At 39.4% G+C, this 26,776-nt stretch carries 25 protein-coding genes; 22 read left to right on the top strand and 3 right to left on the bottom strand.

Annotated elements, in window-relative coordinates; all coding sequences use genetic code 11:
* The first annotated feature begins 463 nt into the window (after positions 1-463).
* The 12 genes from IQ244_RS04645 (at position 464) to IQ244_RS04590 (ending at position 10,836) form a co-directional block, all read left to right on the top strand.
* Positions 464-1,429: a GDP-mannose 4,6-dehydratase gene (locus tag IQ244_RS04645; protein WP_193890298.1), complete on the top strand. Its 966-nt coding sequence runs from the start codon at positions 464-466 to the stop codon at positions 1,427-1,429.
* A gap of 171 nt (positions 1,430-1,600) precedes the next feature.
* Entirely contained in the window at positions 1,601-4,306 is a 2,706-nt protein-coding gene (locus IQ244_RS04640; RefSeq protein WP_193890296.1) for an NACHT domain-containing protein, read from the top strand.
* Between the two features lie 15 nt (positions 4,307-4,321).
* Positions 4,322-4,549, top strand: a complete 228-nt coding sequence (locus IQ244_RS04635) for a type II toxin-antitoxin system HicA family toxin (RefSeq protein WP_193890294.1) — start codon at positions 4,322-4,324, stop codon at positions 4,547-4,549.
* The gene (locus tag IQ244_RS04630) at positions 4,546-4,770 is read left to right on the top strand and encodes a type II toxin-antitoxin system HicB family antitoxin (protein ID WP_193890292.1); all 225 of its coding nucleotides are present in this window, start codon (positions 4,546-4,548) and stop codon (positions 4,768-4,770) included. Before IQ244_RS04635 ends, IQ244_RS04630 begins: the two co-directional genes overlap by 4 nt.
* Positions 4,771-5,559: 789 nt before the next feature.
* The gene (cysE, locus tag IQ244_RS04625; protein ID WP_193890290.1) at positions 5,560-6,309 is read left to right on the top strand and encodes a serine O-acetyltransferase; all 750 of its coding nucleotides are present in this window, start codon (positions 5,560-5,562) and stop codon (positions 6,307-6,309) included.
* A complete protein-coding gene (locus IQ244_RS04620) occupies positions 6,299-6,532 on the top strand; it encodes an Asr1405/Asl0597 family protein (RefSeq protein ID WP_193890288.1) in 234 nt (77 codons plus the stop codon). Before cysE ends, IQ244_RS04620 begins: the two co-directional genes overlap by 11 nt.
* Before the next feature lie 124 nt (positions 6,533-6,656).
* Positions 6,657-6,854 (top strand): DUF2949 domain-containing protein, encoded by a 198-nt coding sequence (locus tag IQ244_RS04615; RefSeq protein WP_193890286.1) that lies wholly within the window; start codon positions 6,657-6,659, stop codon positions 6,852-6,854.
* Between the two features lie 386 nt (positions 6,855-7,240).
* On the top strand, positions 7,241-8,374 hold the full coding sequence (gene nifV / locus IQ244_RS04610; protein WP_193890284.1) for a homocitrate synthase: 1,134 nt from the start codon (positions 7,241-7,243) through the stop codon (positions 8,372-8,374).
* Positions 8,361-8,648: a nitrogen fixation protein NifZ gene (locus IQ244_RS04605; RefSeq protein WP_193890282.1), complete on the top strand. Its 288-nt coding sequence runs from the start codon at positions 8,361-8,363 to the stop codon at positions 8,646-8,648. The genes nifV and IQ244_RS04605 overlap by 14 nt, the downstream gene beginning before the upstream one ends.
* A complete protein-coding gene (nifT, locus tag IQ244_RS04600; RefSeq protein ID WP_193890280.1) occupies positions 8,623-8,826 on the top strand; it encodes a putative nitrogen fixation protein NifT in 204 nt (67 codons plus the stop codon). Before IQ244_RS04605 ends, nifT begins: the two co-directional genes overlap by 26 nt.
* 137 nt (positions 8,827-8,963) lie before the next feature.
* Entirely contained in the window at positions 8,964-9,503 is a 540-nt protein-coding gene (locus tag IQ244_RS04595) for a (2Fe-2S) ferredoxin domain-containing protein (protein ID WP_193890278.1), read from the top strand.
* A gap of 184 nt (positions 9,504-9,687) precedes the next feature.
* Entirely contained in the window at positions 9,688-10,836 is a 1,149-nt protein-coding gene (locus IQ244_RS04590; protein WP_193890276.1) for a PD-(D/E)XK nuclease family protein, read from the top strand.
* A 54-nt stretch (positions 10,837-10,890) separates the two neighbouring features.
* On the opposite strand, the gene IQ244_RS04585 is transcribed toward IQ244_RS04590, so the two are convergent.
* Positions 10,891-11,145, bottom strand: a complete 255-nt coding sequence (locus tag IQ244_RS04585; RefSeq protein ID WP_193890274.1) for a hypothetical protein — start codon at positions 11,143-11,145, stop codon at positions 10,891-10,893.
* A gap of 296 nt (positions 11,146-11,441) precedes the next feature.
* Here IQ244_RS04585 and IQ244_RS04580 point away from each other — a divergent pair, with 296 nt between their 5' ends.
* The 5 genes from IQ244_RS04580 (at position 11,442) to plsY (ending at position 15,738) form a co-directional block, all read left to right on the top strand.
* On the top strand, positions 11,442-12,296 hold the full coding sequence (locus IQ244_RS04580; protein WP_193890272.1) for an ABC transporter ATP-binding protein: 855 nt from the start codon (positions 11,442-11,444) through the stop codon (positions 12,294-12,296).
* A complete protein-coding gene (locus IQ244_RS04575; protein WP_193890270.1) occupies positions 12,253-13,110 on the top strand; it encodes an ABC transporter permease in 858 nt (285 codons plus the stop codon). The genes IQ244_RS04580 and IQ244_RS04575 overlap by 44 nt, the downstream gene beginning before the upstream one ends.
* Positions 13,111-13,129: 19 nt before the next feature.
* The gene (locus IQ244_RS04570) at positions 13,130-13,609 is read left to right on the top strand and encodes a MarR family winged helix-turn-helix transcriptional regulator (protein WP_015114094.1); all 480 of its coding nucleotides are present in this window, start codon (positions 13,130-13,132) and stop codon (positions 13,607-13,609) included.
* On the top strand, positions 13,569-14,837 hold the full coding sequence (locus IQ244_RS04565) for an MFS transporter (protein WP_193890268.1): 1,269 nt from the start codon (positions 13,569-13,571) through the stop codon (positions 14,835-14,837). Before IQ244_RS04570 ends, IQ244_RS04565 begins: the two co-directional genes overlap by 41 nt.
* A gap of 211 nt (positions 14,838-15,048) precedes the next feature.
* Positions 15,049-15,738, top strand: coding sequence for a glycerol-3-phosphate 1-O-acyltransferase PlsY (plsY, locus tag IQ244_RS04560; RefSeq protein WP_193890266.1), 690 nt, complete (start codon positions 15,049-15,051; stop codon positions 15,736-15,738).
* A 93-nt stretch (positions 15,739-15,831) separates the two neighbouring features.
* Here plsY and IQ244_RS04555 read toward each other — a convergent pair whose 3' ends face one another.
* The gene (locus tag IQ244_RS04555) at positions 15,832-16,104 is read right to left on the bottom strand and encodes a hypothetical protein (protein WP_193890264.1); all 273 of its coding nucleotides are present in this window, start codon (positions 16,102-16,104) and stop codon (positions 15,832-15,834) included.
* A 352-nt stretch (positions 16,105-16,456) separates the two neighbouring features.
* Here IQ244_RS04555 and IQ244_RS04550 point away from each other — a divergent pair, with 352 nt between their 5' ends.
* Together IQ244_RS04550 and IQ244_RS04545 are read left to right on the top strand one after the other, a co-directional pair.
* The gene (locus IQ244_RS04550) at positions 16,457-18,085 is read left to right on the top strand and encodes a CocE/NonD family hydrolase (protein ID WP_193890262.1); all 1,629 of its coding nucleotides are present in this window, start codon (positions 16,457-16,459) and stop codon (positions 18,083-18,085) included.
* A gap of 18 nt (positions 18,086-18,103) precedes the next feature.
* A complete protein-coding gene (locus tag IQ244_RS04545) occupies positions 18,104-18,589 on the top strand; it encodes a YcxB family protein (protein ID WP_193890260.1) in 486 nt (161 codons plus the stop codon).
* A 125-nt stretch (positions 18,590-18,714) separates the two neighbouring features.
* Here the strand turns inward: IQ244_RS04545 and IQ244_RS04540 are convergent, their stop codons facing one another.
* Positions 18,715-23,853, bottom strand: a complete 5,139-nt coding sequence (locus IQ244_RS04540) for a PAS domain S-box protein (protein WP_193890258.1) — start codon at positions 23,851-23,853, stop codon at positions 18,715-18,717.
* Positions 23,854-24,332: 479 nt separating this feature from the next.
* Between IQ244_RS04540 and IQ244_RS04535 the strand changes: the two genes are divergently transcribed.
* From IQ244_RS04535 to IQ244_RS04525, 3 genes are all read left to right on the top strand, one after another.
* On the top strand, positions 24,333-24,956 hold the full coding sequence (locus IQ244_RS04535; protein ID WP_193890256.1) for a 4Fe-4S single cluster domain-containing protein: 624 nt from the start codon (positions 24,333-24,335) through the stop codon (positions 24,954-24,956).
* A 257-nt stretch (positions 24,957-25,213) separates the two neighbouring features.
* A complete protein-coding gene (locus IQ244_RS04530) occupies positions 25,214-25,501 on the top strand; it encodes a hypothetical protein (RefSeq protein WP_193890254.1) in 288 nt (95 codons plus the stop codon).
* A 494-nt stretch (positions 25,502-25,995) separates the two neighbouring features.
* A complete protein-coding gene (locus IQ244_RS04525) occupies positions 25,996-26,754 on the top strand; it encodes a DUF429 domain-containing protein (protein WP_193890252.1) in 759 nt (252 codons plus the stop codon).
* Positions 26,755-26,776: the final 22 nt, after the last annotated feature.

Here is a 26,776-nt window from a genome sequence, read left to right as displayed (position 1 = left end):
TGTCAGTTTAATGAAATTAAATCGCACTGAAAAGTATGATAATGTTGGGTTTCGCGGTTTTCAAATCCGTGAAAATTAATGAATATAATTTGCAAAAATTAATTTTTTTATATAAAAAGTAAAATATTCTGATATTGAAATTGCAGCATATCTAACAGATAGCACAAAAAGTTAATTACGTCACAAATGAAAGGCGATCGCTAATAGGACTTACACACAAAAATTGTCTGTGGAGACTGGGTGCAGGGGTGCAAGGGAGAATTGTAACCTCTCCCCTGCCCCTCTGCTCCTCCGCTCCCCTGCTGCTTCAACGAAGAGATATCTTAACCGAACTGTATTGGGAGTTGAGCCACCAGGAATGTGAGCAAGGCATTCCTAAAAAATAATGATAGTATGGTTGTTTTATTTTTACCTTGAGTTCAAGGTAATACATTTGCCTACGTAAAATTACTGAGATAAAATTATGCAGAAAAAAGCACTTATTTGTGGCGTTTCAGGCCAAGATGGAGCTTATTTAGCAGAGTTGCTATTAAACAAGGGATACATTGTCTGTGGAACTTCACGAGACGCACAGATGTCGTCGTTTTATAATTTAGTGCGTTTGGGCATCTGTGATCAAATTAAACTCGCATCTGTAGCATTGACTGATTTTCGTAGTGTTTTGCAGGTGTTGACAAAAATTCAGCCTGATGAAGTATATAACCTAGCGGGACAAAGTTCTGTGGGTTTGTCTTTTGATCAACCAGTAGAAACTTTAGAGAGTATTGCTACTGGGACTTTGAATTTATTAGAAGCGATTCGTTTTATTGGTGCGCCGATTAAACTTTATAATGCTGGTTCTAGTGAGTGCTTTGGAAATACAGGTGAACAGCCAGCAGATGAAAATACACCATTTCGGCCACGCAGTCCCTATGGTGTGGCGAAGGCTACGGCTTTTTGGGAAGTGGCTAATTACCGAGAAGCTTATGGTTTGTTTGCTTGTTCTGGTATTTTATACAACCATGAGTCACCGTTAAGGCCGGAAAGGTTTGTGACACAAAAAATTATTTCTGCGGCTTGTCGTATTGCTCAAGGAACTGATAATCATCTTTATTTAGGGAATCTTTCGGTTCGGCGTGACTGGGGTTGGGCCCCTGAGTATGTGAATGCGATGTATTTAATGTTGCAACAAGAACAGCCCGATGATTATGTTATAGCTACGGGTGAGACATCAAAATTAGAGGATTTTGTCGCGCAGGCTTTTGCTTGTGTAGGACTAGACTGGCAAGAATATGTAACCACTGATAGTAGTTTATTACGACCTACTGATATTGCAGTTGGTAGAGGCAACCCAGCGAAGGCAAAAGAAAAGTTAGGATGGCAAGCACAATACATAATGAAAGATGTAGTGCGAATGATGATAGAAGAGAAGCAAAAAGATTATTTGTAATTTCTCTAAATGCCGTAGAGATGTTGTGTGCGATGTCTCTACAACGATTAATTATACTGATGCGATCGCCTTTTCTTTTTTATCACTGAGTTTAAATTAACCTAAACTCGGAAATGCTGGCTGAGGCTGGTGTATATACTCGTAATTAAAATCTCTGCGGATGCGGGTATTATGCTTGACTGGCTGGTTATCTGGGGAGTTGCTCAAGGTGCGGGGTTGATTTTTAAACCAATTTTAGAAGATTTAGCCAAAGATGCGGCGAAAGACTGGGCGAAGGATATATTAAAAGGCATTCCTGGTAAGGTTTTTGAGAAACTGAAAAAGGAAGATATTGAAATTGCTGCGGGTAAGGCGTTGAAAGAGTTTTTACAACTGATGCAGCAGCAGTTAAAGGTGCGGTGTAAACTGCCGGAAGGTGAAATTAAAGAATATACCGGGGATATTAAGAAATTTATTAGTGATAAATCTGTCAAGGAAACTCTTGGGAGAGCTTTTGATATTAGCTGGGAAGATTTAAACTATCGAATTTTAGAAGATAGTTGGCAAAAGCTACAACTCAAAGCTTTACCAGCTAAATTTAACTGGGAATTATTAACTGAACAGTATTTTATACAAGTCCAAGAATTGCTTGAGAAATCGAAAGAATTACATTCTATTTTAGAACTACAAAAATTATCGAGTATTGAAACGAATACAAAAGAACTTGCTGGGATTGTTGCAGATTTCAACTTAGTTAAATATCAAGAAGCCATCCGCGAAAGCTACGGTAATTTGAAGTTAGATAGTTTAGATACAACAGGTTACGCCTATAACGAACTGAAGTTATGGCGAATGTTTATTGCTCAAAATGTGCGGGAAGTGCATCAAGTTTTACCGCAAGTACATGAACTACCAAAAGAGCATTTAAAACGATTGCGGGAAAGTGACCAACTAGAGGCGGAAATTGCAGCAGAGGAATTAGAAAACCACAAACGGGTTTATTTAGAGCAACCGATACGTTCTGTATTAGATGTTGTTAATGAAAAACAGACTTATAAATATATTGTGGTTTTGGGTGATCCTGGTTCGGGTAAGTCTACATTATTGCAGTATTTAGCTTTGAATTGGGCAGAATCACCACTAGATAATGTTATTTCATTACCAATTCCGTTACTGATTGAGTTACGCACTTATATGCGGCGGCGTGATGATAAAGAATGTCATAACTTTCTCGAATTTTTTCATAAATGTAGCGGTGCAATTACACATTTAAACCAACATCAACTGCACGAACAACTAAAAGCTGGTAACGCTTTAGTAATGTTTGATGGTTTAGATGAAGTATTTGACCCTGGTAAGCGAGAGGATGTGATTACTGATATTCATCGTTTTACTAATGACTATCCTAATGTGCAGGTAATTGTCACTTCTCGCGTGATTGGTTATAAACCGCAACGGCTTCGAGATGCTGAGTTTCGTCACTTGATGTTGCAAGATTTAGACTCAGAACAAATTCAAGATTTTATTCACCGTTGGCATGAATTAACTTTTAGTGATGAAGCGGATAAAGTTAGAAAACGGGAAAGATTACAAAGAGGAATTGAAGCTTCTAAAGCTATTACTGAATTAGCAGGAAATCCTCTGTTGTTAACGATGATGGCAATTCTGAATCGGAATCAGGAATTGCCTAGGGATAGAGCCGAACTTTATAATCAAGCATCGCGGGTATTGCTGCATCAGTGGGATGTAGAACGCGCTTTAGTAGAAGATCATCGACTAGACAATAAAACCATTGATTATAAAGATAAACAGGCAATGTTGCGTCAAGTTGCCTATAGTATGCAGACCAGTGATAAAGGTTTAGCGGGTAATTTGATTAGCGCCAGTCAATTAGAAAATATTTTGGCTGCATATTTAAGAACTTTAGAAATTAATCAACCCAGACAAGCTGCAAGGGTAATGATTAATCAACTGCGGACTCGTAACTTTATGTTATGTTTTCTTGGTGCTGATTATTATGCCTTTGTGCATCGGACTTTTTTAGAATATTTCTGTGCCTGGGAGTTTGTCTGGCAGTTTAAAGAAACGCAAACGCTAAGTATTGAGGAACTAAAGCAAGAAGTGTTTGGTAAACACTGGCAGGATGAAACCTGGCATGAAGTTTTGTTGTTAATTGCTGGAATTATAGAGGCAAAATTTGTGGGGGAAGTGATTAAATATTTAATGGTGCAAGATGGTGAAACCGAACAGTTTCTTAATCTCTTTTTAGCAGCTAAGTGTTTAGCAGAAGTGAGAAATCGTCAGGAAATTGAAGTAATAGCTGACAAATTGCTGAACAAACTCAAGGATTTAACTAAATATGACCTGTGGTATTACTACTACACACCCTATAGAGATGAAGAAGAAACTCAGCTAGTTCAAGAAATTCGTACTCAAGCAGTTGTGGAAATCGCAACTACTTGGATAAAATCTCCCCAAACTTTTACCTGGCTCAAAGACCGCGCTACTAATGATGCTAGATACGATGTGCGACAAGCGGCGGTGCAAGAATTAGCCCGTGGCTACAAGGATGACCCGCAAACTCTCTCCTTCCTCAAAGACCTCGCTACTAATGATGCTAGATACAATGTGCGACAAGCGGCGGTGCAGGAATTGGGCAAATATTTCAAAAATCAACCTGAGTTGTTTGACATCTACTACAATTGCGTGGTCAATGACCCCTTTCAGCGAAAATATAATTGGGAAAGCAACCCGCGCCAAACCACACTGGAGATAATTGTCAAACAATATCCCCAGCATGAACGGACTTTACCACTGTTGCGCGATCGCGCCGAAAATGACCCAGATGAGCAAGTACGGGAATATGCTCAACAACAGTTGAAACAGTGGGAAGGGTAAACATAAACTGAGGTTATGCCCAAGAAAATTAGAGAACTCAAAAGCTTATTGCTACAAGCAGGGTTTAGCTACCGTCCTGGGAAGGGTAGTCATACTAATTGGTATCATCCTCTGCTACCTGGAAGAGTGACGCTATCAGGTAAAGATGGAAATGATGCGAAAGCTTACCAGGAGAAAGACGTTAATAATGCACTTCAAAAAGTAGAAGAAATTAAACAAGCACAAGAGGAAGAACAAGAATGAATTTTCATTACACAATAATTATTCAATGGTCTGATGAAGATGATTGTTTTGTTGTAAGTCTTCCTGAATGGGGAGATTATTGCCACACTCACGGAGATACTTATGAGGAAGCTTTAAAAAATGCTCAGGAAGTTTTAGAAATGCTAATTGAATCAGCTTTAGAAGAGGGTGAAACGTTGCCAGAGCCGCAAACTTTAGGCAAGTCATTAAAAGTAGCATAATAAAATTAAACAGATAAATTTAGAGGATGTTTTAAAAGTCTTCTCATTGGTAGTAAAACATTTTAGATCTCCCTAAATCCCTCTTAAAAGGGGGACTTGAAGAAAATTCCCCCCATTCTAAGGCTACAGTGTACACACAAGTACTATCTGCAAGGGTTTCAGGCGTTATAAACCTTCTGCAACTTCTATGTTGTAGCCATTCCCGCCTAGAACTAAAGTTCCAGGCTCATAGCCAAAGTCCACAAAGAGTGGACTGGAATAAACTTCTTTTTGAGTTCTCTTTAGAGAACTTGTGCTGTGAGACTCGGAATTGATTCCGAGGCGGGATGGGAATTTATTAGTATCTAAAAATACAGACAATAAAAGCTAAAACAAAGTGAAGAAATTGGTTTTTTGTGTGGCAAAACCTTAAAATTACAATCGTAACTAGGGATACAGAAATTAAGTTGTAGTCGTCTCTACAGGCTATTTCCGGGCAATTGAGTACAGCTTAATATATCGTAAAATAACTTGGCTAAATCGCGGCAATCGCTGACAGCCAAAGCATTTGATAGTGAGTACCGCAATTCTGATACCCCCACCCAAGAAATACTAGTACCCCTACCTTGAAACACTAGTACCCCCACCCCAAGAGAATATTGAAGTTAATTTAAAATCAAGCTTTGCAGTCGTTGAGTACAAGGTTAATAAATACAATAAATCCAACCGACATAGAGTGTACTGTCCTGTTGGGAGTCGCCTGATATAAGCATAAAAATAGCACAAGGCTTTTTTACCCAGACAGTAACGATGCAACAGTCATTAGACAGTAATCAAAAAGCGACAGTAGCGCCAGATTCTGTAAAAACATCCCTGCTGAAAAATTTACTCTTTGGCTTTGATTTTGAGCCAGTATTGAGTGATTTTCGGATTATTTTTGAACGTGACCCTGCTGCACGTAATTGGTTAGAGGTGGTGTTTTGCTACCCTGGATTGCACGCGCTGTGTTTACATCGTCTCGCCCACTGGTTGCATTGTCGAGGAGTAAGTTTTTTTCCGCGCTTAATTTCTCATATTGGTCGATTCTTCACCGGAATTGAAATTCACCCAGGTGCAGAAATTGGTAAAGGAGTATTTATCGACCACGGGATGGGGGTTGTGATTGGTGAAACGGCGATTGTGGGAGACTACACGCTAATTTACCAAGGAGTGACTCTCGGTGGAACTGGGAAGGAAAGCGGGAAACGTCACCCAACTGTGGGTAAAAACGTTGTGATTGGTTCAGGTGCGAAGGTGTTAGGGAATATTCAATTAGGCGATCGCGTTCGTGTGGGTGCAGGTTCGGTTGTGTTGCGCGATGTTCCGGCTGATTCCACCGTTGTCGGCGTTCCCGGAAGGATTATCTCTCGCAAAGACAATCATCACTCTCCCCTGGAACACAACAAACTCCCAGACGTAGAAGCCACTGTGATTCGTTCCTTACTTTCTCGCATTGAGCAACTTGAACAAAAACTCAAAAGTTACGAGTCAACGGTAATTCACAGGACAAATGGCAAATAATACTTTAGGTGAGCAAGTTTTACAGATTCCGTTGAGCGATCGCTGGCGAATCTACCACCGTTTGCAAGAGCTGACGATTCCCTGTGCTTGTCACCCCGATGGTTCTTTACGGGTACAAGTAAATAGTTTACTCGCCGCAATTTTAGTCCGCAGTACCGTTATGCAATGTTTAGCTCCGCGTCAAGAATTATTGAATTGGTTAGAACATTGCTGGTATTTATAAACCTGCGGTTGCTCACAGAAAAAAATCAGCCTCGCCAATATCTCTAGTTCTGATTTTTTCCGTCGCTTAAATTGCATTCTTCACCTTTAATTCTTCTCTATACTTATCTGTTTCTGCTCTAATTATGTCCACCCGCACGAAAGAATTAAAATTCATCAATTTTTTACATACAGAAATTGAACTGACCAATGCAGATATTGCTGTAGCATTGCGACACAAAAAATTCGATGATGCACCATTACCGATGCTGCTTTGGCAATATGGACTAGTTAATTTAGACCAGCTAGAACAGATTTTAGATTGGCTGGATGAGCAGCCATGAAAGACTTTCGAGTTTCCACCAGATGGCGATCGCTATCTTAAGTTTTTGGCAGAAATGACTTGCAATTATTGGGAGATACGACTATGATTTCCAGCTTAATTTGTGGGTTTGCTTTCTTATTAACCACGAGTCTAGTTAATACCTATCTAGGCTATCTCCTACTCGAAAAAACTTTGTCTGACAATAGTAAAAATGGCGGCTAAATTATACTGTCATTTTGTTTTCTGTCATACAGATGCAATGTCTTTGTCTGGGTAATATTAAAGAATGATGAAGACAAAATATTAATTGTATTAATTTATCGCATTTACCTTTCCTTAGCGTTGCGGATAACAGTTAACGCTCCAGAAAGAATATTAAGAAAAATTCCTATGAGGCTGTTTGAAATGAGTGAAATCATAATTAATGACACTACATTACGCGATGGCGAACAAGCAGCAGGTGTTGCTTTTACCTTAAAGGAGAAAGTTGCGATCGCTCAGTTTCTTGATGCTATCGGCGTGCATGAATTAGAAGTCGGTATCCCAGCGATGGGAGAAGAAGAAATTCGTGCCATCTCAATCATTGCTGACTTGGGATTAAAAGCCAACCTCCTCGCCTGGAACCGCGCTGTCATTTCTGATATCAAAGCTTCCATCGCCTGTGGAATGCAGAGAGTCCATATTGCGATACCCGTTTCTGGTATCCAAATCGCTGCAAAATTTCATGGACAGTGGCGAGTAAGTCTGCAAAGACTCAAAGATTGTATCAGTTATGCACGCGATCGCGGTCTTTGGGTGGCAGTCGGTGGCGAAGATTCTTCCAGAGCCGATGAAAACTTCTTGTTAGATGTCGCTCTGTATGCTCAAGAATGGGGTGCATCTCGCTTTCGCTTCTGCGACACCGTAGGAGTTCTCGATCCTTTCACAACCTACAAAAAAGTTAAACGCCTTGTTTCCTGGTTGTCGATTCCTGTAGAAATCCACACCCACAACGATTTCGGCTTGGCGACAGCTAACGCACTCGCTGGAATTAAAGGTGGAGCCATATCTGTTAACACCACTGTTAATGGCTTAGGTGAAAGAGCAGGTAATGCTGCTTTAGAAGAAGTTGTCATGGCCATCAAACGCATCTATGGCTTAGATATGGGTATCAACACACCCCGTTTGTTGGAATTATCCCAACTCGTAGCCGCCGCCGCTGGTGCTGGTGTACCACCTTGGAAAGCAATTGTCGGTGAGAATACCTTTGCTCACGAATCGGGAATCCATGCACACGGCGTATTGCAAAACCCTAACACCTACGAACCCTTTGCACCGGAAGAAGTCGGTTGGGAACGACGTTTAGTCGTTGGTAAACATTCTGGCAAACATTTAGTGTCTAACTTGCTTCAGCAGCATGGAATCTTTCTCAACCCCGAAGAAACCCAATCTGTTTTAGATGCAGTTCGCCAGCAATCAGTTAAGAAAAAACGTAGCCTGACAACAGAAGAACTTTTGAACTTGGTAAAAGAACAGAGGTATTCTCATGCAACCCGATGAATATGAATTAGAGTCAGAACCCGATTTTGAAATTGGTGAAAAAGTCAGACTCCGCAAACAAATTAAAAACGATGGAACTTTTCCCGGTAGAGAGATTGGCGAAATTTTAGCAAAAAAAGGAGATATTGGTTACATCGCAAGTATAGGCACTTTTTTACAACGTTCCTATATTTATGCCGTGCATTTCTTAGATAAAGGAATCGTTGTTGGTTGTCGCAAAAAAGAACTAGAATCTGCTGAGGAAAATCATGAAGGTAATGCTACGGATGAATGATACTGGTAATTTAACAGTCTACGTCGCTAAAAAAGATTTGGAAGAAGTAGTAGTTAAACAAACAGACGGTGAAGCCGGAAAAATTCTTACCTTAGCCAATGGTTGGGAATTAGAATTCCACGAAATACCTGATGTAGCAAATTTACCTAAAACTGTAGAAGCTAGACGTTTAGCTTAAAATTACAAGTCAAAAGTAAAAAGAGAAGGCAAAAGGTAAAAACCAATTTTCCCTTCTTCCTTTTTACTCAGCATGAGCAACAATGCCCCAAAAGCTTGGGGTTAATTATTTTGTAATATAAATTTTGAGTAGTTAACATGGGTGACAAATATCTCAAGTTATCGGAATTGAACCTAGAAGGGCAGTTCCTAGGTTTTGCTGGCATGAAATCAGGAAAAGCTAAATATCTGCAATTAGCAATTTCTTCCGGTGATTTGCATATTAAATTACCTAAAAAATTGCGGAGTATTTTGCCACATAGTTTAATTATTGGTGAACAAATTCACATTTGTGGTGTGACTAAAGTTAACACCCATACAGGCAAGATGAAAATTAAAGCACATCAAGTAACACAACTTGATACTTGCCCAAATCAAGAATTATCACCGCCACCACAAGCCAAAATTATGGTGTGTCAAAAATCTGGTTGTGTGAAACGCGGCGGTAAAGGTTTATTATCAGAAATAGAAAAAACTTTGTGCGATCGCGGTTTGTTAGACAAAGTAAAAATTGAACACACAGACTGTCAAAAGCGTTGCAGCAGCGCCCCTAACTGCGTTTTACAACTCGGTAAAAAGAAGTATAAAAAACTTCACCCAGAAGCGATCGCATCTTTGCTAGAAAATCACTTAACCTAAATTCCAGCTTCTTTGCAAATGTATATATTACTGTGTAGGGGTAAAATTTTTACCCCTATTTGTTTTTGATATTGTCAACTGGCAATATCTAAGTTAAAACTGTTGCAATCCAATTCATTATCAGGTGTGTTAGCAACGCATAACGCACATTTCATGCTGACTAATCTAATCAGCTTTAATTGAAATGTCCTTATTTACCAATTTACTCAATCTGCATTCAGGCAGTAAACCATTAGAAGACTTTTTCACTGAAATTGTTGCTTACTTTTTCTCGATTCATCAAGATTTACTAATTGCTTGGCTGCAACAAAATCTCATTATTAGCGATGAGAGTTACTCTCGTATCACTATTACTACCCAAAAAGAACACCAAGGGCTAGAAAGTCATACCGCCGATAGTAGATTCGACATTTTGATTGAATTATCAAATGGTTTAAACACAGACATAATAATTATTGAATCCAAAATTGGTTCTACAGATGGGAATAATGCTTTAAAAAGATATGTTGAGATTTTGAGTAATCTACCAAATGTTAATCAACGTATCTTACTTTATATTACTCGTAATTATGACCCTCAAAAAGAAATCAAGACTTTCGCTTTAGAACAAAAACCAATAGTAAATTTTCATCAGTTAAGGTGGTATCAGTTCTATTCTTTTTTAGCAAAGCATGGTTATGATACCTTGGCCAAAGAAATATTAACATTCATGAGGAGTAATAAAATGGCAGACAAAAATCAATTCTCATCAATTGATTTATTAACAATGATGAACTTTAACAAAACTCTCAATTTTATGCAAGCAACCCTGAGTGAAGAAGTAGAAGCGGAATTTAAGAATGCTTTTGCTAGAGTAACTAGTGGTTCACCCAGTATTACGCAATGGAGACATCGCAGTAGATATATTATTTACACTAGCTTGTCTGATGGATGGAATCTTTGGTGTGGGCTAGGGTATTTTTATTTAAATTCAAATGATTTTACTAGTTATCCTTATATAGGTATATGTTTAGAGGTTTCACCAATTTTCAGAAATCGCCCAAAAATTATTAAAGCTATGCAAAACATAGTCAATGATAAACCTGAAATATGGACTCCTTATGGTTTAACAGTTACACCAGATTGGTCTAGTATATTTTATCGTAAAACCTTACAAGACTTTTTGTCTTATGAAGACCAATCACATCACATCAAAAATTTCTTCCTAGAATCAATTAAGGAATTAAAAACAGTTAAAGAACAATATTTTGATTTTATTAGTAAGGATGTGATTACAGAAGAGTCTATAGAAGAAGAGATGGATATTGTAGGCGATCGCCCAACATTAATATAGTGTATAAACACATAATAATTTACTGGGAATGCTGATAATATCAAAGATAAGCTATTAATTATTAACTATTTTTGGTAGTTTCTCTGGAGTTTCTTCTTGTACTTCTGCAACTTCAGGGAGTAAATGTGCAATTCCAAATAATTTTCCTAAAGAAGATTTTTTCAGAAAAGCTTGTCTTTGAGCGTGAGTCATCATCTCTTTTGATCCTGCTTTAATTTCATCACTGCTCATACTGCTTTGCTCCTCCCCATTGACTTTCCTACCGCTGGCAGAATTTTGCTGCTGCTGTTCGTGAGAATCTGAAGCCATATAAATCTTCTCCGGGAGTGCTACGTGCGAAACCAAGATATTCCATCTCCACCTTATCTCTGTAGTATGCCCCGACGAATGGAATTCGCTGCTATACAAACTAAGCCCGCACTTCGACAAGCTCAGTGACCACCTGCTCGGACTAACACAAAATCAAGGTTTATTGTCCCACCCAAAAATATCAGGCTGAGTAACTGCGATCGCATCTTGGTCAATTTTTATGCGAGCAACATATTGACAGGAATATATTGCAAACCTAATATTTAGATAATCTAAATGAAGGGTAGATCAAACTTGTGACAAGACTGATAGGAAGAGCAGATCGGTCGGAAACAACTCCCAGCACACCGAAACCGATTATTTTAGAAACCCAAGAACTCACACGCCGCTTTGGTAAAGTTAGTGCGGTTAACAACCTGAGTATCTCTGTGGAAGAGGGGGAAATTTTTGGCTTACTAGGGCCGAATGGGGCAGGTAAGAGTACAGTTATTAAAATGTTGACAACTCTGTTACCTGCCAGTGCCGGGAAAGCAACCTTAGCAGGCTATGACATTACCCATCAATCTACGGCTGTCAGACGGGTGATTGGCTATGTACCGCAAGCCCTTTCTGCTGATGGTAGCCTGACAGGTTACGAAAATCTGTTGATATTTGCCAAGTTGTATGAAATTCCTAGCAAGCATCGAGAGCGATACATTAAGGAAATTCTCGCATTTATGGGTTTAGCCGATGCCACCCATCGCTTAGTGCGAAATTACTCTGGTGGGATGATTCGTAAGCTAGAAATTGCCCAATCAATCTTGCATCAACCGCAAATTTTGTTTTTAGATGAACCCACAGTTGGGTTAGATCCCTTAGCGCGAACTCAGGTTTGGCAACTAGTACAAAAACTTTGTACTGATTTTGGTACCACCATATTTTTAACCACTCACTTTTTAGAAGAAGCCGATAATCTTTGTGACCGAGTGGTAATTATGCAACGCGGTGAAGAAATTACCAAAGGCACACCCAAAGACTTAAAAGCCTCGTTGGATAAGCCGAATGCAACTTTAGATGATGTCTTTATTCACTACACAGGCGACCAATTAGTATCAGGAGTTAACTACCGTGACACAGCAAGAACCCGGCGTACTGCTCAACGGTTGGGCTAGAACCAAAGCGACGCGCAAACATAATTTTATCTCTGCATTGAGTGAGTTAATTGTCAAAACATTAGCGATCGCCGAATTAGAAATTCGCAAACTCCGCCATGATCCCACCGATTTAGCCGTCAGAGCCGTCCAGCCAGCACTGTGGTTACTCATATTTGGGCAAGTCTTCTCCAAAATTAGAGCCATTCCTACAGGCGGAAATCTGCCTTATTTAGATTTTATGACGGCGGGGATTCTCGCTCAGAGTGTACTGTTTGTTGCCATTTTTACTGGGGGGATGACCCTGGTTTGGGAACGAGATTTAGGGATTGTGCATAAATTTTTAGCTAGTCCTACACCCCGCGTTGCAATGGTGTTAGGCAAAGCCGTTGCTTGTGGCGTACGGTGTTTGTCCCAAGTATTTATCATTTATGGATTGGCGCTGCTATTAGGCGTGAAACTAAATTTGCATCCCTTGGCAATCATTAAAGTGTTATTAATCGTGCTGATGGGTGCGAGTTGCTTTTGTATTTTTTCCCTAATTATTGGCTGTTTGGTGAAAACCAGAGAAAGAATGACCGGAATTGGGCAATTATTAACCATGCCGTTGTTTTTCGCCAGTAATGCCATTTATCCCATTTCCTTAATGCCTGACTGGCTAAAATTTATTTCTCATATCAACCCCTTAACTTATGAGGTTGACGCTTTACGTGGCACAATGCTACTTAACGGCACTAGTCTTTATGGGTTTGGTTTGGATTGTACAATTCTCCTACTAACATTAATAATATTAACCCTCATCTGTGGGAAACTTTATCCACGGGTGGCAATGTAAGTAGGAGAATGACTAGCCGATGAAGCTTGATAAACCCTCACATGGTGCGACTTCTGAAGAATGTGCTGCCAAAGTAATGGATACTATTCCATTAGTGATGCGGTTTATCAGGAAGGAAATGCGAGAGCATAACGCCGGGTTTTTGTCAATTCCTCAGTTGCGATCGCTGGCATTTATCAATCGTAATCCTGGTGGTTCACTATCTGGTTTAGCAGAACATCTCGGTGTCACCTCGGCGACAGCTTCAGCAACCATAGAACGGCTAGTACAACGCAATTTAGTCCAACGGGAACACCATCCCCAAGAGCGACGGCGGATAGTTCTCAATTTAACTGACGAGGGAAAGTACCATCTTCAGCAATCTCTCAATCATACTCGCGCTCAAATTGCTGACATTCTCAATAGTCTGTCAGCCGAAGAATTTGCCCAGATAGAACAAGGGTTAACCTTCTTAAAAAATGTCTTCGATCAAACGGAAATCCACCCCCCAGAGTCATGAGCCTGGACAACATGATCCCTTCGCGGCTCTAAGATTTCGAGACTATAGATTATTTACCATCGGGCGTTTGCTGCTATTTACTGGTTCGCAAATGCAGACTGTAGCTATCGGCTGGGAACTTTATGAACGCACCGATTCAGCTTTAGCGTTAGGCGGGGTGGGACTCGCCCAAGTCTTACCCATTATTGCTCTCACCTTAATTGCCGGAGATTTAGCCGATCGCCGCGATCGCAAAATCACAGTTTTATCTTCAATCATTTTACTCGCTCTTTGTTCCCTGACTCTAGCTGTACTTTCCTATACTAAGGGTGCAATATTTCTCATTTATGCCTGCTTGATGTTATCTGGTGTAGCCAGGGCATTTCTCAAACCTGCGGGTGATGCTTTAATGTGGCAGTTAATACCCGTGAGTGCCTTTACCAACGCCGCCACTTGGAACAGTAGTAGTTTTCAGTTAGCCGCCGTGATTGGCCCCGCCTTGGGTGGATTTGGCATTGCTTTGCTGGGAAGTGCAACAGGGGTATATATATTAGCGGCGATCGCGGCTTTTTTCTGTTTCTGTCTCACCGCTGCAATTAAAGAGCAACCAAATACCCGCGCTAAAGAACCAATTTCTCTGCAAGCACTCTCCGCCGGGATGAAATTTCTCTGGCAGAATCAATTGATTTTAGCGGCAATTACCCTCGATATGTTTGCGGTATTATTTGGCGGTGCGATCGCTCTATTACCAATTTTTGCCAAAGATATCTTGCGCGTCGGGCCAGTAGAATTAGGCTACCTGCAAGCCGCCCCTTCCATCGGGGCGCTAATTATGGCGGTGAGTTTGGCATATCTTCCACCATTACGTAAAGCCGGGCCAGCCTTACTTTGGTCAGTCGTTGGCTTTGGCGTTGTCACCATTATTTTTGGTCTATCGCGTTGGTTTTGGCTATCCCTACTCATGTTGGTCTTGAGTGGAGCATTAGATAGTATTAGTGTTGTCATTCGCCATACTTTAGTCCAAATTAGAACACCCGATCATTTACGTGGCCGAGTAGCAGCAATTAATAGCGTATTTATCAGTGCTTCTAATGAATTGGGTGGTTTTGAATCCGGTTTAGCGGCGGCGGTGTTTGGCCCCATTGCGGCGGTTGTCGGCGGCGGTATTGGCACTATTCTGGTAGTGATAGCTGTTGCGAAAGTTTGGCCAGGTATGGTTAAACTAGGAGCTTTGCAAGAATTAGATTAGATCATCATCTGGTGGGCATTCAAGTTGTAACTACTCACACAGAATTAATTACACACATTCTTTTGCTGTTCCCCGTTCCCTACCTCCACGAATGAATTTAATTTGGTGCAACTACTTACATTTTCTGGGTTGAGGCTAAAATCCCTGCAATTGAATTGCGGGGATTATGTCAAACTATTGACTACAGACTCTTGACTTGTTTGGATTGTTTATGGCTATTTGGTTAAGTTTGTGTGGGGCTATTTTAGTAGTAGCTTACTTGCTGGGTTCTTTTCCCACTGGCTATATTGCTGTTAAACAGTTAAAAGGTATTGATATTCGAGAAGTGGGTTCAGGCTCAACGGGAGCCACCAATGTACTAAGAACTTTGGGTAAAGTTCCAGGAGCATTTGTTTTAGGGCTTGATTGCTTAAAAGGAGTATTAGCGATCGCTCTAGTTTATACTTTATTTAACTTTGCCGAGACTTCAGAGTTGATCCCGGCAAATATAGATTTAGGATTATGGCAACCCTCGATAGTAACTTTAGTTGGGTTAGCTGCCATTTTAGGACATAGTAAATCAATTTTTCTCGGCTTCACAGGTGGAAAATCTGTCGCTACTAGTTTAGGAATATTATTAGCGATGAGTTGGCAAGTTGGTTTGGCAACTTTGGGAGTATTTGCCGTTGTTGTGGCAATTTCTCGCATTGTATCCTTGAGTTCGATTACTGGGGCGATCGCTGTTTCTATTTTTATGGTAATTTTCCATCAACCATTACCTTATATTTTGTTTGGTATTGTTGGTGGATTGTATGTAATTGTCCGCCACCGCAGTAATGTAGAGCGACTGTTAGCTGGTACTGAACCAAAAATTGGTCAGAAGTTAGTCACAGAAACAGAAAATACAGAACAAACAGCTTGAAGAAAAATCAGAAGTCAGAATTTAGGAGTCAGCCAACAGAATAAAATTCTGAATTTGGGCTTCCTTACTCCTAAATTCTCATTAGATAAATCACTACTGAATTTGGAATATAATCAGACCAATCAGCACAGCTAAACCTAAAGCTCTGCGAAAATAATTAACACCTTGAAATAATTCCAGCCACGCCCAAGTAAACAAAGCGCCATTCGCCAGGATATGTAACACCGTATTAATGGTGCCACTGGGAACAATTAAAGTTAGTAAACTCGCTACCACCCAAAGAATTAGCGGTGGATTTGGCGGTTGAGCAATTACAATATTGCCACTGCTGTCACGGAAGGTTTTATCAACTAATGTATTTTCCATAAGATGAGATTTCTAATTAGCTAAAAATGATTAGCTTCTACAAATTGTCATTACCTTAATTACATTAAAACACTAAGCCAAATATCACACATACATCTAATTGCTGAAATTAGAGCAGTAAGTAATATCATATATTCATATAGAATTCCCCCGATAGATACATATAGGACTTACGCAAAAAACCTCTCAAACTCTCATTTCTCTGTGTTCTCTGCGTCTCTGTGGTAGCCTGCGGCAAGCCGCTATCGCGTCTACGTTATTCCGTAACTAGTGCGTAAGTCCTAACATATAATCATCTGCATGATTTTAATCTGCCCATTTGTGGTTATTTTGAACATCCGCCATCATATCCATGTATAAAATCCTTCCCAAACAAACTGCATCAATGTACACCCGCGATGGTGTCCGTCTGGATGCAGATATCTATCGCCCCGATGCAACAGAGAATTTTCCGGTATTATTAATGCGGCAACCTTATGGTAGAGCGATCGCCTCAACTGTTGTTTATGCTCATCCAAGTTGGTATGCTGCCCACGGTTATATTGTTGTGATTCAAGATGTGCGCGGACGCGGTACTTCCGCCGGGGAATTTAAGTTATTTGCTCATGAAATTGTGGATGGTGAAGATAGCATACATTGGGCAGCACATTTACCTGGAAGTAATGGCAAAGTTGGGATGTATGGTTTTTCCTATCAGGGAATGACTCAACTCTACGCTGCTGCGGCTCAACCCAGCGCTTTAAAAACAATTTGTCCGGCGATGATTGGTTATGATTTGTATACAGATTGGGCTTATGAAGGCGGCGCATTATGTTTGCAAACAAATCTCGCTTGGGCAATTCAATTAGCCACAGAAACTGCGCGTCTACGGAATGATCAAACAGCCTACCAAGCTTTGTTAACAGCGGCACGTAACTTGCCTGTCAATAATCCTGAAATTCTCCAACAACTTGCCCCAGAGTCGTTTTATCATGAATGGGCTGCACATCCCCAACCCGATACTTATTGGGAAGAACTTTCACCCAAGCATCATTTGCAAGCTGTTGATTTGCCCATGTTTCACATTGGAGGCTGGTTTGATACTTACCTGCGCGGTACCCTGCATTTATACAAAGATATGGCCGCCCGTAGCACTAAACCCCAGCATTTATTAGTTGGGCCTTGGGCGCATTTGCCTTGGGGTCGAAAAGTTAGTGAAGTGGACTTTGGAGCTAAAGCAGCTAGTCCTGTCGATAGAATGCAAATCCGTTGGTTTGACCAGTTTTTGAAAGATATAGATACAGGCTTATTGCAGGAATCTTCTATTTGCCTGTTTGAAATGGGTAGTAATATTTGGCGCACTTCCCCCACTTTAAACACAGATAACCAGAAATCTTATTTTTTGTCAACTACCGGACTAGCCAGCATCCGCGAAGACTCAGGAATACTCAGCACTCAAAACTCAGCAACGCAGCGGCTCCCCAGCAATCAAGATGTGTTAGTTCACGACCCTTGGCGACCAGTACCATCTTTAGGCGGTCATGCCGGAATCCCCGCCGGAGTATTTGAGCGATCGCACATTGATTGTCGTTCAGATGTTTTAACTTATACTAGTCAACCACTCACAGAAGACTTACATTTATTAGGAGATGTAGTTGTAGAGATTGATTGCAGCACTGATAAACCTAGTTATGATTTATGCGTGGTACTATCGCAACTACAACCTGATGGTAAAGTATATAATTTGACGCAGGGGTATGTGCATTGTTCACAAACAACTGCCGTCCCGGTGAAAATTCAACTGCAAACCACTTGTGTACGCATTGCTAAAGGTAATGCCTTGCGTTTGAGTTTAAGCGCAGCTTGTTTTCCGGCATACACCATGAACTCTGGTCATGGCGCAGTGATGAATAGCACTGATTTATTCAATGCCCAGATTATCACTTTAACAGTCCATTGTGGCGGCGATCGCAGTTCGCAAATTCGCTTACCAGTGATTTAATTGAGTTTTTCTAAAATCATGCAAATCAAAACTAAAACTTTTGAAATCACACCCAAACAATTACGCAACCTGTTAACTTTTGACTATTACAGGCGGATGAAAATTACTTTTATTATATTAGTAGTTTTATTAGTAATAAATATTATTTTTGCAGTTATACAAAATCGTTTTGATTGGTGGTTAATATATTTAGTCGGCTTAATCGCCTATTTTGTATCTTTGCCCTTGTTATTTCAAGTGCAAAAACGAAGTTCCGCCTTAAATTTTCAAAATAGATACTGTGAAATTGATGAAAACTTTTTTGCCCTATTTTATGAAGATGGTAGTATCATTAAACTGAATTATTCACACTTCTTCAAAGTTACCAAAAAAGCTGACTATTATTTTTTATACATGACCAAAGCCCAATTTTATTACTTACCAGTTGCTGCTTTTGAAAGTGAAAAAGATATCCACAGATTTGATTTATTTTTGCAAAGTAAGCAATTAATTAAATTATGGTAAGTGATTTAGTAAGTAAGTCGTTGTGAATATTTATCGCTAGGACAAGACAGGAGTGAAGAGGGTTTTAGCATAGTTAATTTTTATTCACATAGTTTGTTTTTTTGAGTCGTTCTACTTATCAGTAATTAGCCATTCTTTATACCATTATTTTTAGTTAGTTCCATAAGTTTTTCAAACTGGAAGTTTTGAGCTAAATCAGTTAAATATTGTTGAAAAATATGATTGTTTACAGTAACATCTGACATTAATTTTAAAATTAGATCATCACTACATTGAGCAGCAGCATTGTGTAGTTTTGCCAACCATTCATTTGGCATTTGTGCTAACCAAGATAATAAATCTTCCTGAATCAGATTGGGCTGCATTGCATTGAAAATTTGTTGGTTTTCTTCCTGATAAATATATTTAACATCTAAATATTGCTGAATTTTTGCTAATATTTGCTCCTCTCGGAAAGGCTTGTTAATTAAATCATCACAGCCTGCTGCTAGTATTGCTTCTCGTTGTTCCTCAAAAGCATGGGCAGTTAAAGCAATAATCATAGGATGAAGATTAGACAAAACTACTGCTTCATTTATAGCTTTAATCATCTTTGTAGCTGTATAGCCATCCATAACAGGCATCCGCATATCCATAAAAATTAGATGTGGTTGCCATTCTTGCGATAAGTTAACAGCTTCCTGACCATTTGCAGCTTCGCGCACCATAAAACCCTTAATTTGCAGCAATTTAACTAATACTAAACGGTTTTCTAAAACATCATCCACAACTAGAATTCGATACTCAGTTTGTCCTGGTGCTAAACCTAGAACTCGGCATTGAGTTTGCCTAACTAGAACTTGATTAGTTAAGACTAAATCAATCTCAATCTGGAAAGTAAAAGTACTACCAATACCTTCTTGACTAGTGACAGTAATATCTCCCCCCATCAATTGCACATATTTCCGACTAATTGCTAAACCTAGTCCAGTTCCCTGTTGGAATTTACGCCCAATTTCTGTTTGTCCAAAAGCTTGAAACAACAAACCGATTTCTTGGGGAGAAATGCCAACACCTGTATCTTGTACCTCGAAAATTAAAGAGTGGGAAATATTCTCTGTATCTGGGTGTTCTTGATTTATTTTATCTGCTAATTTGACACGCAGAATCACACTGCCTGTAGAAGTAAATTTAATTGCATTTCCTAAGATATTGAGTAAAATTTGCCGCAGTTTGTTTTCATCTGTTTGCACATATTTTGGTAACTGTGATGCATATTCAAATTGCAATTGCAACCCTTTCGATTCGGCACGCAAACGTAACATTTCTTCGATGTTATCTAATAAGGCAATTAAGTCAAAATTACTAATATTTAATGTAGTTCTGCCTGCTTCAATTTTAGACATTTCTAAGATGTCGTTGATTAAGTTAAGCAGATGTTCGCCTGCACGATTGATAATTGCTAGGTTTTGTAGATGTTCTGTTGATAGTTCATGGTCATAGCTCATTATTTGTGTAAAGCCGAGAATTGCGTTGAGTGGTGTGCGTAATTCGTGGCTCATGTTGGCCAGAAATTCGCTTTTGGCTTTGTTTGCAGCATCAGCAGTAATCACAGCTGCTTGTAATGCGGCTGATTGTCTTTGAGTTTGGGCAAGCAATTCAGCTTGTTGTAAAGCAACTCCTAAATGATTGCCAATTTGAGCAACAATATTAACTTCTCCTGTTTTCCATTGCCGAGGGCTAGAATTTTGATAACTGGCTAGTAATCCCCACAGTTGGCTACCGCAAAAAATGGGGACAATAATATAAGCTTTGGCTTGAAATCGCTCTAATAAATCTATGTAACAAGAATCAAAATCAGCTTTGTAAATATCTTGAACACAACGAAAATTCGCATTTTGGCTATAAACACCACCTTGGGTTGCTTGTAAATAAGTATCTTGAATGGGATAAGTAGCATTTGCTAAAATTGTTTCTAAGCATCGACCATCTTCTAAAGCATTATTTGTAACAATGGGATCGTTTCTCTGTTCTAAAATTAGAGACTTCCAACCTTGGCTCACTGACTCTGAGACAAATTCACCACTCCAATCAGGATTAAAACGATAGACAACCACCCGATCGCAATTTAATATTTGGCGTAGTTCTTCGGTGGTGGCGGCAAAGATTGTGTTTAAATCTAAAGTCTGTCGCATTCTTTGAATTACTTGGGCGATCGCTTTTTCTCGTTCGGCACTCTCACGTAAGGCTGCTTCTGCTAGTTTACTCTCGGTAATATCTGTAATTGTCCCTATGTGTCCGGTAATTTCTCCATTTTCGTTGATTTCAGGTATAGCTTGGCAAATCACCCAAACACTTTGACCATCAGGACGTAGAAAACGATGTTCACATTTATACAAAGATTTAGCTGCTGCTGCCTCGTACCACATGGCAAAAACGCGATCGCGGTCATCTGGATGCAAGGCTTTTGCCCAGCCAGCGCCCATTGCTTGTGATTGTTCTAAACCAGTAATGTCACACCAGCGCTGATTGAGATAAATGCAATGACCTAACTTATCTGTATGGTATATGCCCACAGGTGAAGCCTCGGCTAACGTTTGATAGCGCAACCGACTTGCTTGCAAAGCTAGTTCTGCCTGTTTGCGATCGCTAATTTCTATCACAACTGTACCCACACCAGAAATACAGTTGTCTTCACCGGGAATCGGAAAATACGAAGTGAGAAAGTAACCAATTTTTCCTGGTTGTTTGGGTGTGCTTGTACTAACTTCTACATTCAAAATTTCTTGCCCAGTCGATAATACATGTTTGTAGAATGGCATTACTAGAGGCTCAATTTCGGGTATAATCTCATACATTGTTTTGCCGATATGCTCTTGTTGTGATAAGCCATTAATATCAGCTAAAACTTGATTAACCTGCACATATCGCAATTGGTTGTCTAATATATTCATTCCCACAGGCGCACTACTGAAAAAAGCATTAAGATACGCCTCTCGCAGTGCTATTTCCCGTTCTAAAGTTTTGCGTTCTGTAATATCTTTGTGAGTGCCGATCATCCGCAACGGCTGACCCCATTCATCGTATTCGACAATTTTTCCGCGAGACTGAATCCACTTCCAGCTACCATCGACACAGCGCATCCGATACTCAACTTCATAAACAGCATTTCCCCCTTGGAGATGAGCTTTTAAAGCGGAACTGACGATCGAAACATCTTCTGGATGGAGAAATTGCTCAAGAGTTTGGGACACATTTGCCAGATGTTCGCCTTTATACCCCAGTGTTTGTTTCCACTGACTGCCACAGTAGGCTTCATCAGTGATCAGATTCCAATCCCACAAACCCAAATCACTAGCTTCTAGGGCGAGTTGTAAACGTTCTTCACTTTGTCTATGGGCGGCTTCAATTATTTTACGTTGAATTAAACTACCTAACTGGGTAGCAACAGCCCCGACTAACATCAGCAAACGTTTATCAATTACTGCTGCACTACGTTTAAAAAATACTAAAATCGCTAATACTTCCCCATTAGCTAAAATTGGCACACCAAAGGCAGCTTTTAATCCTACTTTGGTAGCTTGTTGCGATCGCACAAACACTGGTTGTCCAACCGCAGCAACATCTTCAACCCATTCTGGTTGTCTCATTTGCCAAATCCGCCCTGGTAGTCCCTCACCCAAGGCAAATTTGATCGTTCGGCTACTTATTGAAAATTCCTCTAAGTCAATTTCTTCTGCATACCACACTAAGCTATGTTCTAAAACTGCACCATCATCACTAGGTAGCCATGCTTCGCCAAAATCCCAGTTGATGGAATGACAAATTAAGCGCAGCACTACTTTTAAAGCACTATTCACATCAACCGCGCGGGTAATAGCTTGAGATGTTAATAGCAGTAACCTACTTTCATTTTCTGCCTGCTTCCGCTCAGTAATATCTTTAGCTGTGCCTAACACATATTTTTGCCCGTCAATTTCGATCATTTCTGCACTGAACAGCATTATTTTAATCTCTCCAGTTGAGGTACGGAAATCAACTTCATAGTTGCGGAGAGATTTTGTTTGTTGCAAGATTTGGGTCAGAAACACACTTTCGTCAGAATTAACCCAAATCTGCAATTCTTTATCGGTGTGACCAATCACTTGATGACGAGAATAACCAAACAGCCTACAGAAACTGTCATTAACTTCAATGTAGCGAGTTTCTGGCAATGTACACAAAATAATAGGGTCAGGAGAGGCTTTAAAAGCAGACGCTAATTTGGCTTCAGAAGCACGACGCGCAGTGTCGGCTCGTTGATGTTCCCGTGCTTCCAGTGCCAAAGAAACTAAATTTGTCAGAGAACGAGCAAAATTTTGGTCTTCTAGTGTCCACTCACGCAAAACTCCCACCACCTCTAAACACAAAACTCCTATCGTTTTTCCCGCTAATCGAATCGGTGTATCTAAAATAGAAATAATGTTCAGAGCTAAGTAAGGTTGAGAAAATTCTTGAGTTCGAGGATCAGTTTGAGCATTTTCTACAGCAATTACTTCTTCTTGCTGCAAAGCTTGAAAATAAATCGGATAATCGGCTATATCTAAAGTGCGCCCTTCACTATGCTGGTGAAGACTTTGCTCAAATAAGTCTATGCAGTAAATAGAAGTTGAAGTTTGATTATATAACCAGACACTAGTTCGTTCAATTTCCAGATTTTTGGTAGCTGCTTCTGTAATTGTTGCCAATGCTGCTTTGAGATCACCTTGATACAAGATCTGATTTTTGACTAATTCTGTTAATACTAAGTTATGATTACGCAGCTTAAGATTAAGTAATTTGAGAGTTTGTTCTGTAGATTTATCTTTTGTTTGTGCTAAAGCCAACTCTGGCTGTTGAGGATGAAATTTTTCTGGTTTTAACTGAGTTGGAAGATAAAGGTGATTTTGAACTCTGATTAAAATTTCGCGCGAGCAAAGTGGCTTAGTAATATAGTCAGCAACCCCTAATGCAAAGAATTTCTCTTTATCCTGCAAAGTTTCGATAGGACAGAGAAAAATTATGGGAATATTTTGAGTTTGTTTATTGCTTTTAAGATGTTGACAAACTGTATAACCATCCATTTCTGGCATAATCACCGCCAGTAAAATTAAATCAGGTGGTGTTTCTATCGTTGCCTCAATTGCCAGTTTCCCGGAAGTGAATTCTTGTACCTGATAATTTTGACATTGAAGAATTTGAGTTAAAAATTTTAAATCTTCAGGTTGATCATCAACTAAGAAAATTTTTATCGGCTGATTATACATACTTATTATAAAATTGTATAGTTTATGAAAAACCTACAATATTAAAAATACAAAATATTAATAAATCTGACGTAAATATAAAATACTAGTATTTTTTCCCGATTCTTTTTATATACATAAAATTATCAAAAATTATCTCAATCAATCAGAAAAGATATTCATAACATAAATTTAATTGGTTTGTGGTGATTTAAGCAAGTTGCGGGAAATAAACAGAACTAAGCCACAAAACTAATATCTTCACAAGTTCCTCATTTTTTTCGTGTTCAATGCTTTTTGGATTGGTTGAAAGAATTGTTGCACTTGCTATGGGCTGCATAACTGCCAAAAATTTAGATGTGGTTTCGTCAAATCAAATGCAGTACGTCAAGTAACTTGTAGCGATAATTGCTTTCATAAAGATTTTGACCGCGATCGCACCGCGCAATTGTGATCAGAATATCACGAGTATTGGATAATTTCAGCACCGGAGGAAACAGATGGAAACTCAACCAACTCGCCCATCGCCAACACTTCCAGAAATTCCCCTTGGCTACCTCAACATTATGGGCTATATTGACGAGTCAGAAGTCAATGGCCCTGGTTGTCGTGCTGTTGTTTGGGTACAAGGTTGTCCCCGTGAATGTCCTGGTTGCTTTAATCCTGAGTCTTGGCCATTTGAAATTAACCAACTGATTTCTATCGATACCCTCGCCGAGCAAATACTCAGTAAACCACAAAACACAGGCGTAACTTTCTCTGGCGGTGAACCTTTTTGGCAAGCATCTGCACTGGCCGCTTTAGCACGTAAACTGAAAGCTGCTGGTTTAAATGTTATGTCTTTCACTGGTTTTACCCTCAAGCAACTCCAGTCTGACTCTGCACCTCCAGGTTCTCAAGAATTATTAGAACAGTTAGATATATTAATTGATGGGCCATTTGTCGAATCTCTGGCGATTAATTCTCCCAACTCCCCTGTTTCTTCCAGTAATCAACGGGTGAATGTCTTTAACCCAGCTTTAGCTGACCAAATTACTTGGGCGAGTGACCAAATCGAAATCCACATTCTCAAGGATGGTAGCCGTATTGTCACCGGCTATCGTGGACGGCTAGAACTAACTTAACTCCTTTACACATATTCAAAAACTAACGTGTGTCTCTGTTCGCGGCGCACGTTAATTATATTGTTTATGCAAAAATCATCAATTAATATTTTTTAATTCCGTAATTATAAGCTAAAACTTTTTTGTGCAATATCTCAAGATAGAATTTTAAACTATTTTTTTATAACTAAAGAATAATTTTAAACTGCATCAATCAGTTTATAACAGAAGCATAGGTAATTAACACATACCTGTGTCAAGTAAGTGAGGTCAAGATTATGTTATTACAAACAAGTGTATCCGATTTACTTGTGGATTTATCTACGGAAAAACAGCAATTTCTAGCTGGTGGATGTAGATATTATGGTCGTAGTGAAGAACCCACTCAAGGATCATCGCCAGTAGAATCATCACCCGAAACGCCATCGCAATCGCCATCACCAGTAATTGCATCGCAACCGATATTACGTCTAGCTGTAGGTAGTATCATTACAGTAACCCCATTTGCCTTTTGTTTACCTGGGCAAAGTTGTGGAGGCGGAGAAGGTTCTCAAACCCAAGATTAATAAGATTTTGATAACTTCTCAAAAGTAATTGAATTTTGAGCAAGTTGGAAAGTCTCTTTTGTTCTCTAAAAAATTAAGTTAATGGAACAGAGAGATATATATTTATCTCTCTGTTTACTTGTAGATATTATTCAGTGATAAAGGTGTAAAATTACATCTTGCACTAGCTAATTTAGGGCAATTAAAATCAGGTGAGCAATGCTAAAAATCTAATTAAAATCGTAAGTATTCAGGAGTCAGAATGGTTAAAGAATAAGAAGAAATATGTGATGAATTAATTTGCGAATTCTATAGATATTTCTCAATTCTGGCTTCTGACTCCTGGGTGCTGAATTCTTACTTAAAATCTAATTTTGCGTTGTATAAATTGCCAACTACAGTTATTGAGAATGGTACAAGATATAAAAAAACTACGCATATCAAAGTTTTCGTCTAATAGTATTAAAATTAGAGATGGATATATTTTGAGTTAGACAGTAATTAGTTATATCTAAATGAAATTTATTGGGATTGATTTAGGTTGGAAATCGCAACCAAGTGGCTTATGCTGTTTAGAATTAATAGATGGACAGTTGCAATTAATCGATTTAGATCGCCAAGATGCGATCGCCCAAATTTTAAATTGGCTAGATACCTGGGTACAACCAGAAGAACCAGCCATCATTGCTGTTGACGCACCGACTCTCATTCCTAACGCCACAGGTAGCCGCCTCCCCGATAAACTCAGTCATAAATACTTCGGTAAATATCACGCTGGCTGCTATCCCGCAAATCAAAATTTACCCTTTGCCGACCGGACAATTAATTTTGGCTTAGAATTAGAATCGCGTGGTTTTGCTCATGCACCAACCATAGAAGCCAAAGAACTTGGTAAATATCAAATAGAAGTTTTTCCTCACCCAGCCATAGTGCATTTATTTGGGTTAGAACGCATTCTCAAATACAAAAAAGGACGCATCAATGAGCGTCGCCTGGAATTAATCAAACTCTATGAATATATTATGGAAGTTTTACCAACTCTCGAACCTAGTCTCAAATTGAATCGAACGCTAACGACACAACAACCTGATCTTTTTCCTTTTGATTTTTTTCTTTTACCTACCACGGGTGCAGCACTGAAAGCGATTGAAGATAAACTCGATAGTTTAATCTGCGCTTATGTTGCTGCACACTGGTGGTATTGGGGAGAACAACGTAACTTAGTATTAGGCGATCGCACCACAGGTTACATTGTCATCCCAAATAAAAGGTAAAAGTAAAAAGGAAGACTTTTGC

Origin of the sequence: Nostoc sp. LEGE 06077 (assembly GCF_015207705.1) — a bacterium.
Taxonomy (GTDB): Bacteria; Cyanobacteriota; Cyanobacteriia; order Cyanobacteriales; family Nostocaceae; genus Nostoc_B.
The sequence above is the reverse complement of the archived record's forward strand: the minus strand, read 5'-3'. Positions and strand labels throughout refer to the sequence as shown.

Coding starts and splice junctions, on each gene's coding strand:
- IQ244_RS04595 (WP_193890278.1), top strand. CDS start 8,964: ATGGGTGACAAATATCTCAAGTTATCGGAATTGAACCTAGAAGGGCAG.
- IQ244_RS04545 (WP_193890260.1), top strand. CDS start 18,104: ATGCAAATCAAAACTAAAACTTTTGAAATCACACCCAAACAATTACGC.
- IQ244_RS04570 (WP_015114094.1), top strand. CDS start 13,130: ATGAAGCTTGATAAACCCTCACATGGTGCGACTTCTGAAGAATGTGCT.
- IQ244_RS04550 (WP_193890262.1), top strand. CDS start 16,457: ATGTATAAAATCCTTCCCAAACAAACTGCATCAATGTACACCCGCGAT.
- IQ244_RS04535 (WP_193890256.1), top strand. CDS start 24,333: ATGGAAACTCAACCAACTCGCCCATCGCCAACACTTCCAGAAATTCCC.
- IQ244_RS04615 (WP_193890286.1), top strand. CDS start 6,657: ATGTCCACCCGCACGAAAGAATTAAAATTCATCAATTTTTTACATACA.
- IQ244_RS04540 (WP_193890258.1), bottom strand. CDS start 23,853: ATGTATAATCAGCCGATAAAAATTTTCTTAGTTGATGATCAACCTGAA.
- IQ244_RS04590 (WP_193890276.1), top strand. CDS start 9,688: ATGTCCTTATTTACCAATTTACTCAATCTGCATTCAGGCAGTAAACCA.
- IQ244_RS04630 (WP_193890292.1), top strand. CDS start 4,546: ATGAATTTTCATTACACAATAATTATTCAATGGTCTGATGAAGATGAT.
- plsY (WP_193890266.1), top strand. CDS start 15,049: ATGGCTATTTGGTTAAGTTTGTGTGGGGCTATTTTAGTAGTAGCTTAC.
- IQ244_RS04645 (WP_193890298.1), top strand. CDS start 464: ATGCAGAAAAAAGCACTTATTTGTGGCGTTTCAGGCCAAGATGGAGCT.
- cysE (WP_193890290.1), top strand. CDS start 5,560: ATGCAACAGTCATTAGACAGTAATCAAAAAGCGACAGTAGCGCCAGAT.
- IQ244_RS04530 (WP_193890254.1), top strand. CDS start 25,214: ATGTTATTACAAACAAGTGTATCCGATTTACTTGTGGATTTATCTACG.
- IQ244_RS04525 (WP_193890252.1), top strand. CDS start 25,996: ATGAAATTTATTGGGATTGATTTAGGTTGGAAATCGCAACCAAGTGGC.
- IQ244_RS04605 (WP_193890282.1), top strand. CDS start 8,361: ATGCAACCCGATGAATATGAATTAGAGTCAGAACCCGATTTTGAAATT.
- IQ244_RS04635 (WP_193890294.1), top strand. CDS start 4,322: ATGCCCAAGAAAATTAGAGAACTCAAAAGCTTATTGCTACAAGCAGGG.
- IQ244_RS04620 (WP_193890288.1), top strand. CDS start 6,299: ATGGCAAATAATACTTTAGGTGAGCAAGTTTTACAGATTCCGTTGAGC.
- nifT (WP_193890280.1), top strand. CDS start 8,623: ATGAAGGTAATGCTACGGATGAATGATACTGGTAATTTAACAGTCTAC.
- IQ244_RS04585 (WP_193890274.1), bottom strand. CDS start 11,145: ATGGCTTCAGATTCTCACGAACAGCAGCAGCAAAATTCTGCCAGCGGT.
- IQ244_RS04555 (WP_193890264.1), bottom strand. CDS start 16,104: ATGGAAAATACATTAGTTGATAAAACCTTCCGTGACAGCAGTGGCAAT.
- nifV (WP_193890284.1), top strand. CDS start 7,241: ATGAGTGAAATCATAATTAATGACACTACATTACGCGATGGCGAACAA.
- IQ244_RS04565 (WP_193890268.1), top strand. CDS start 13,569: ATGTCTTCGATCAAACGGAAATCCACCCCCCAGAGTCATGAGCCTGGA.
- IQ244_RS04640 (WP_193890296.1), top strand. CDS start 1,601: ATGCTTGACTGGCTGGTTATCTGGGGAGTTGCTCAAGGTGCGGGGTTG.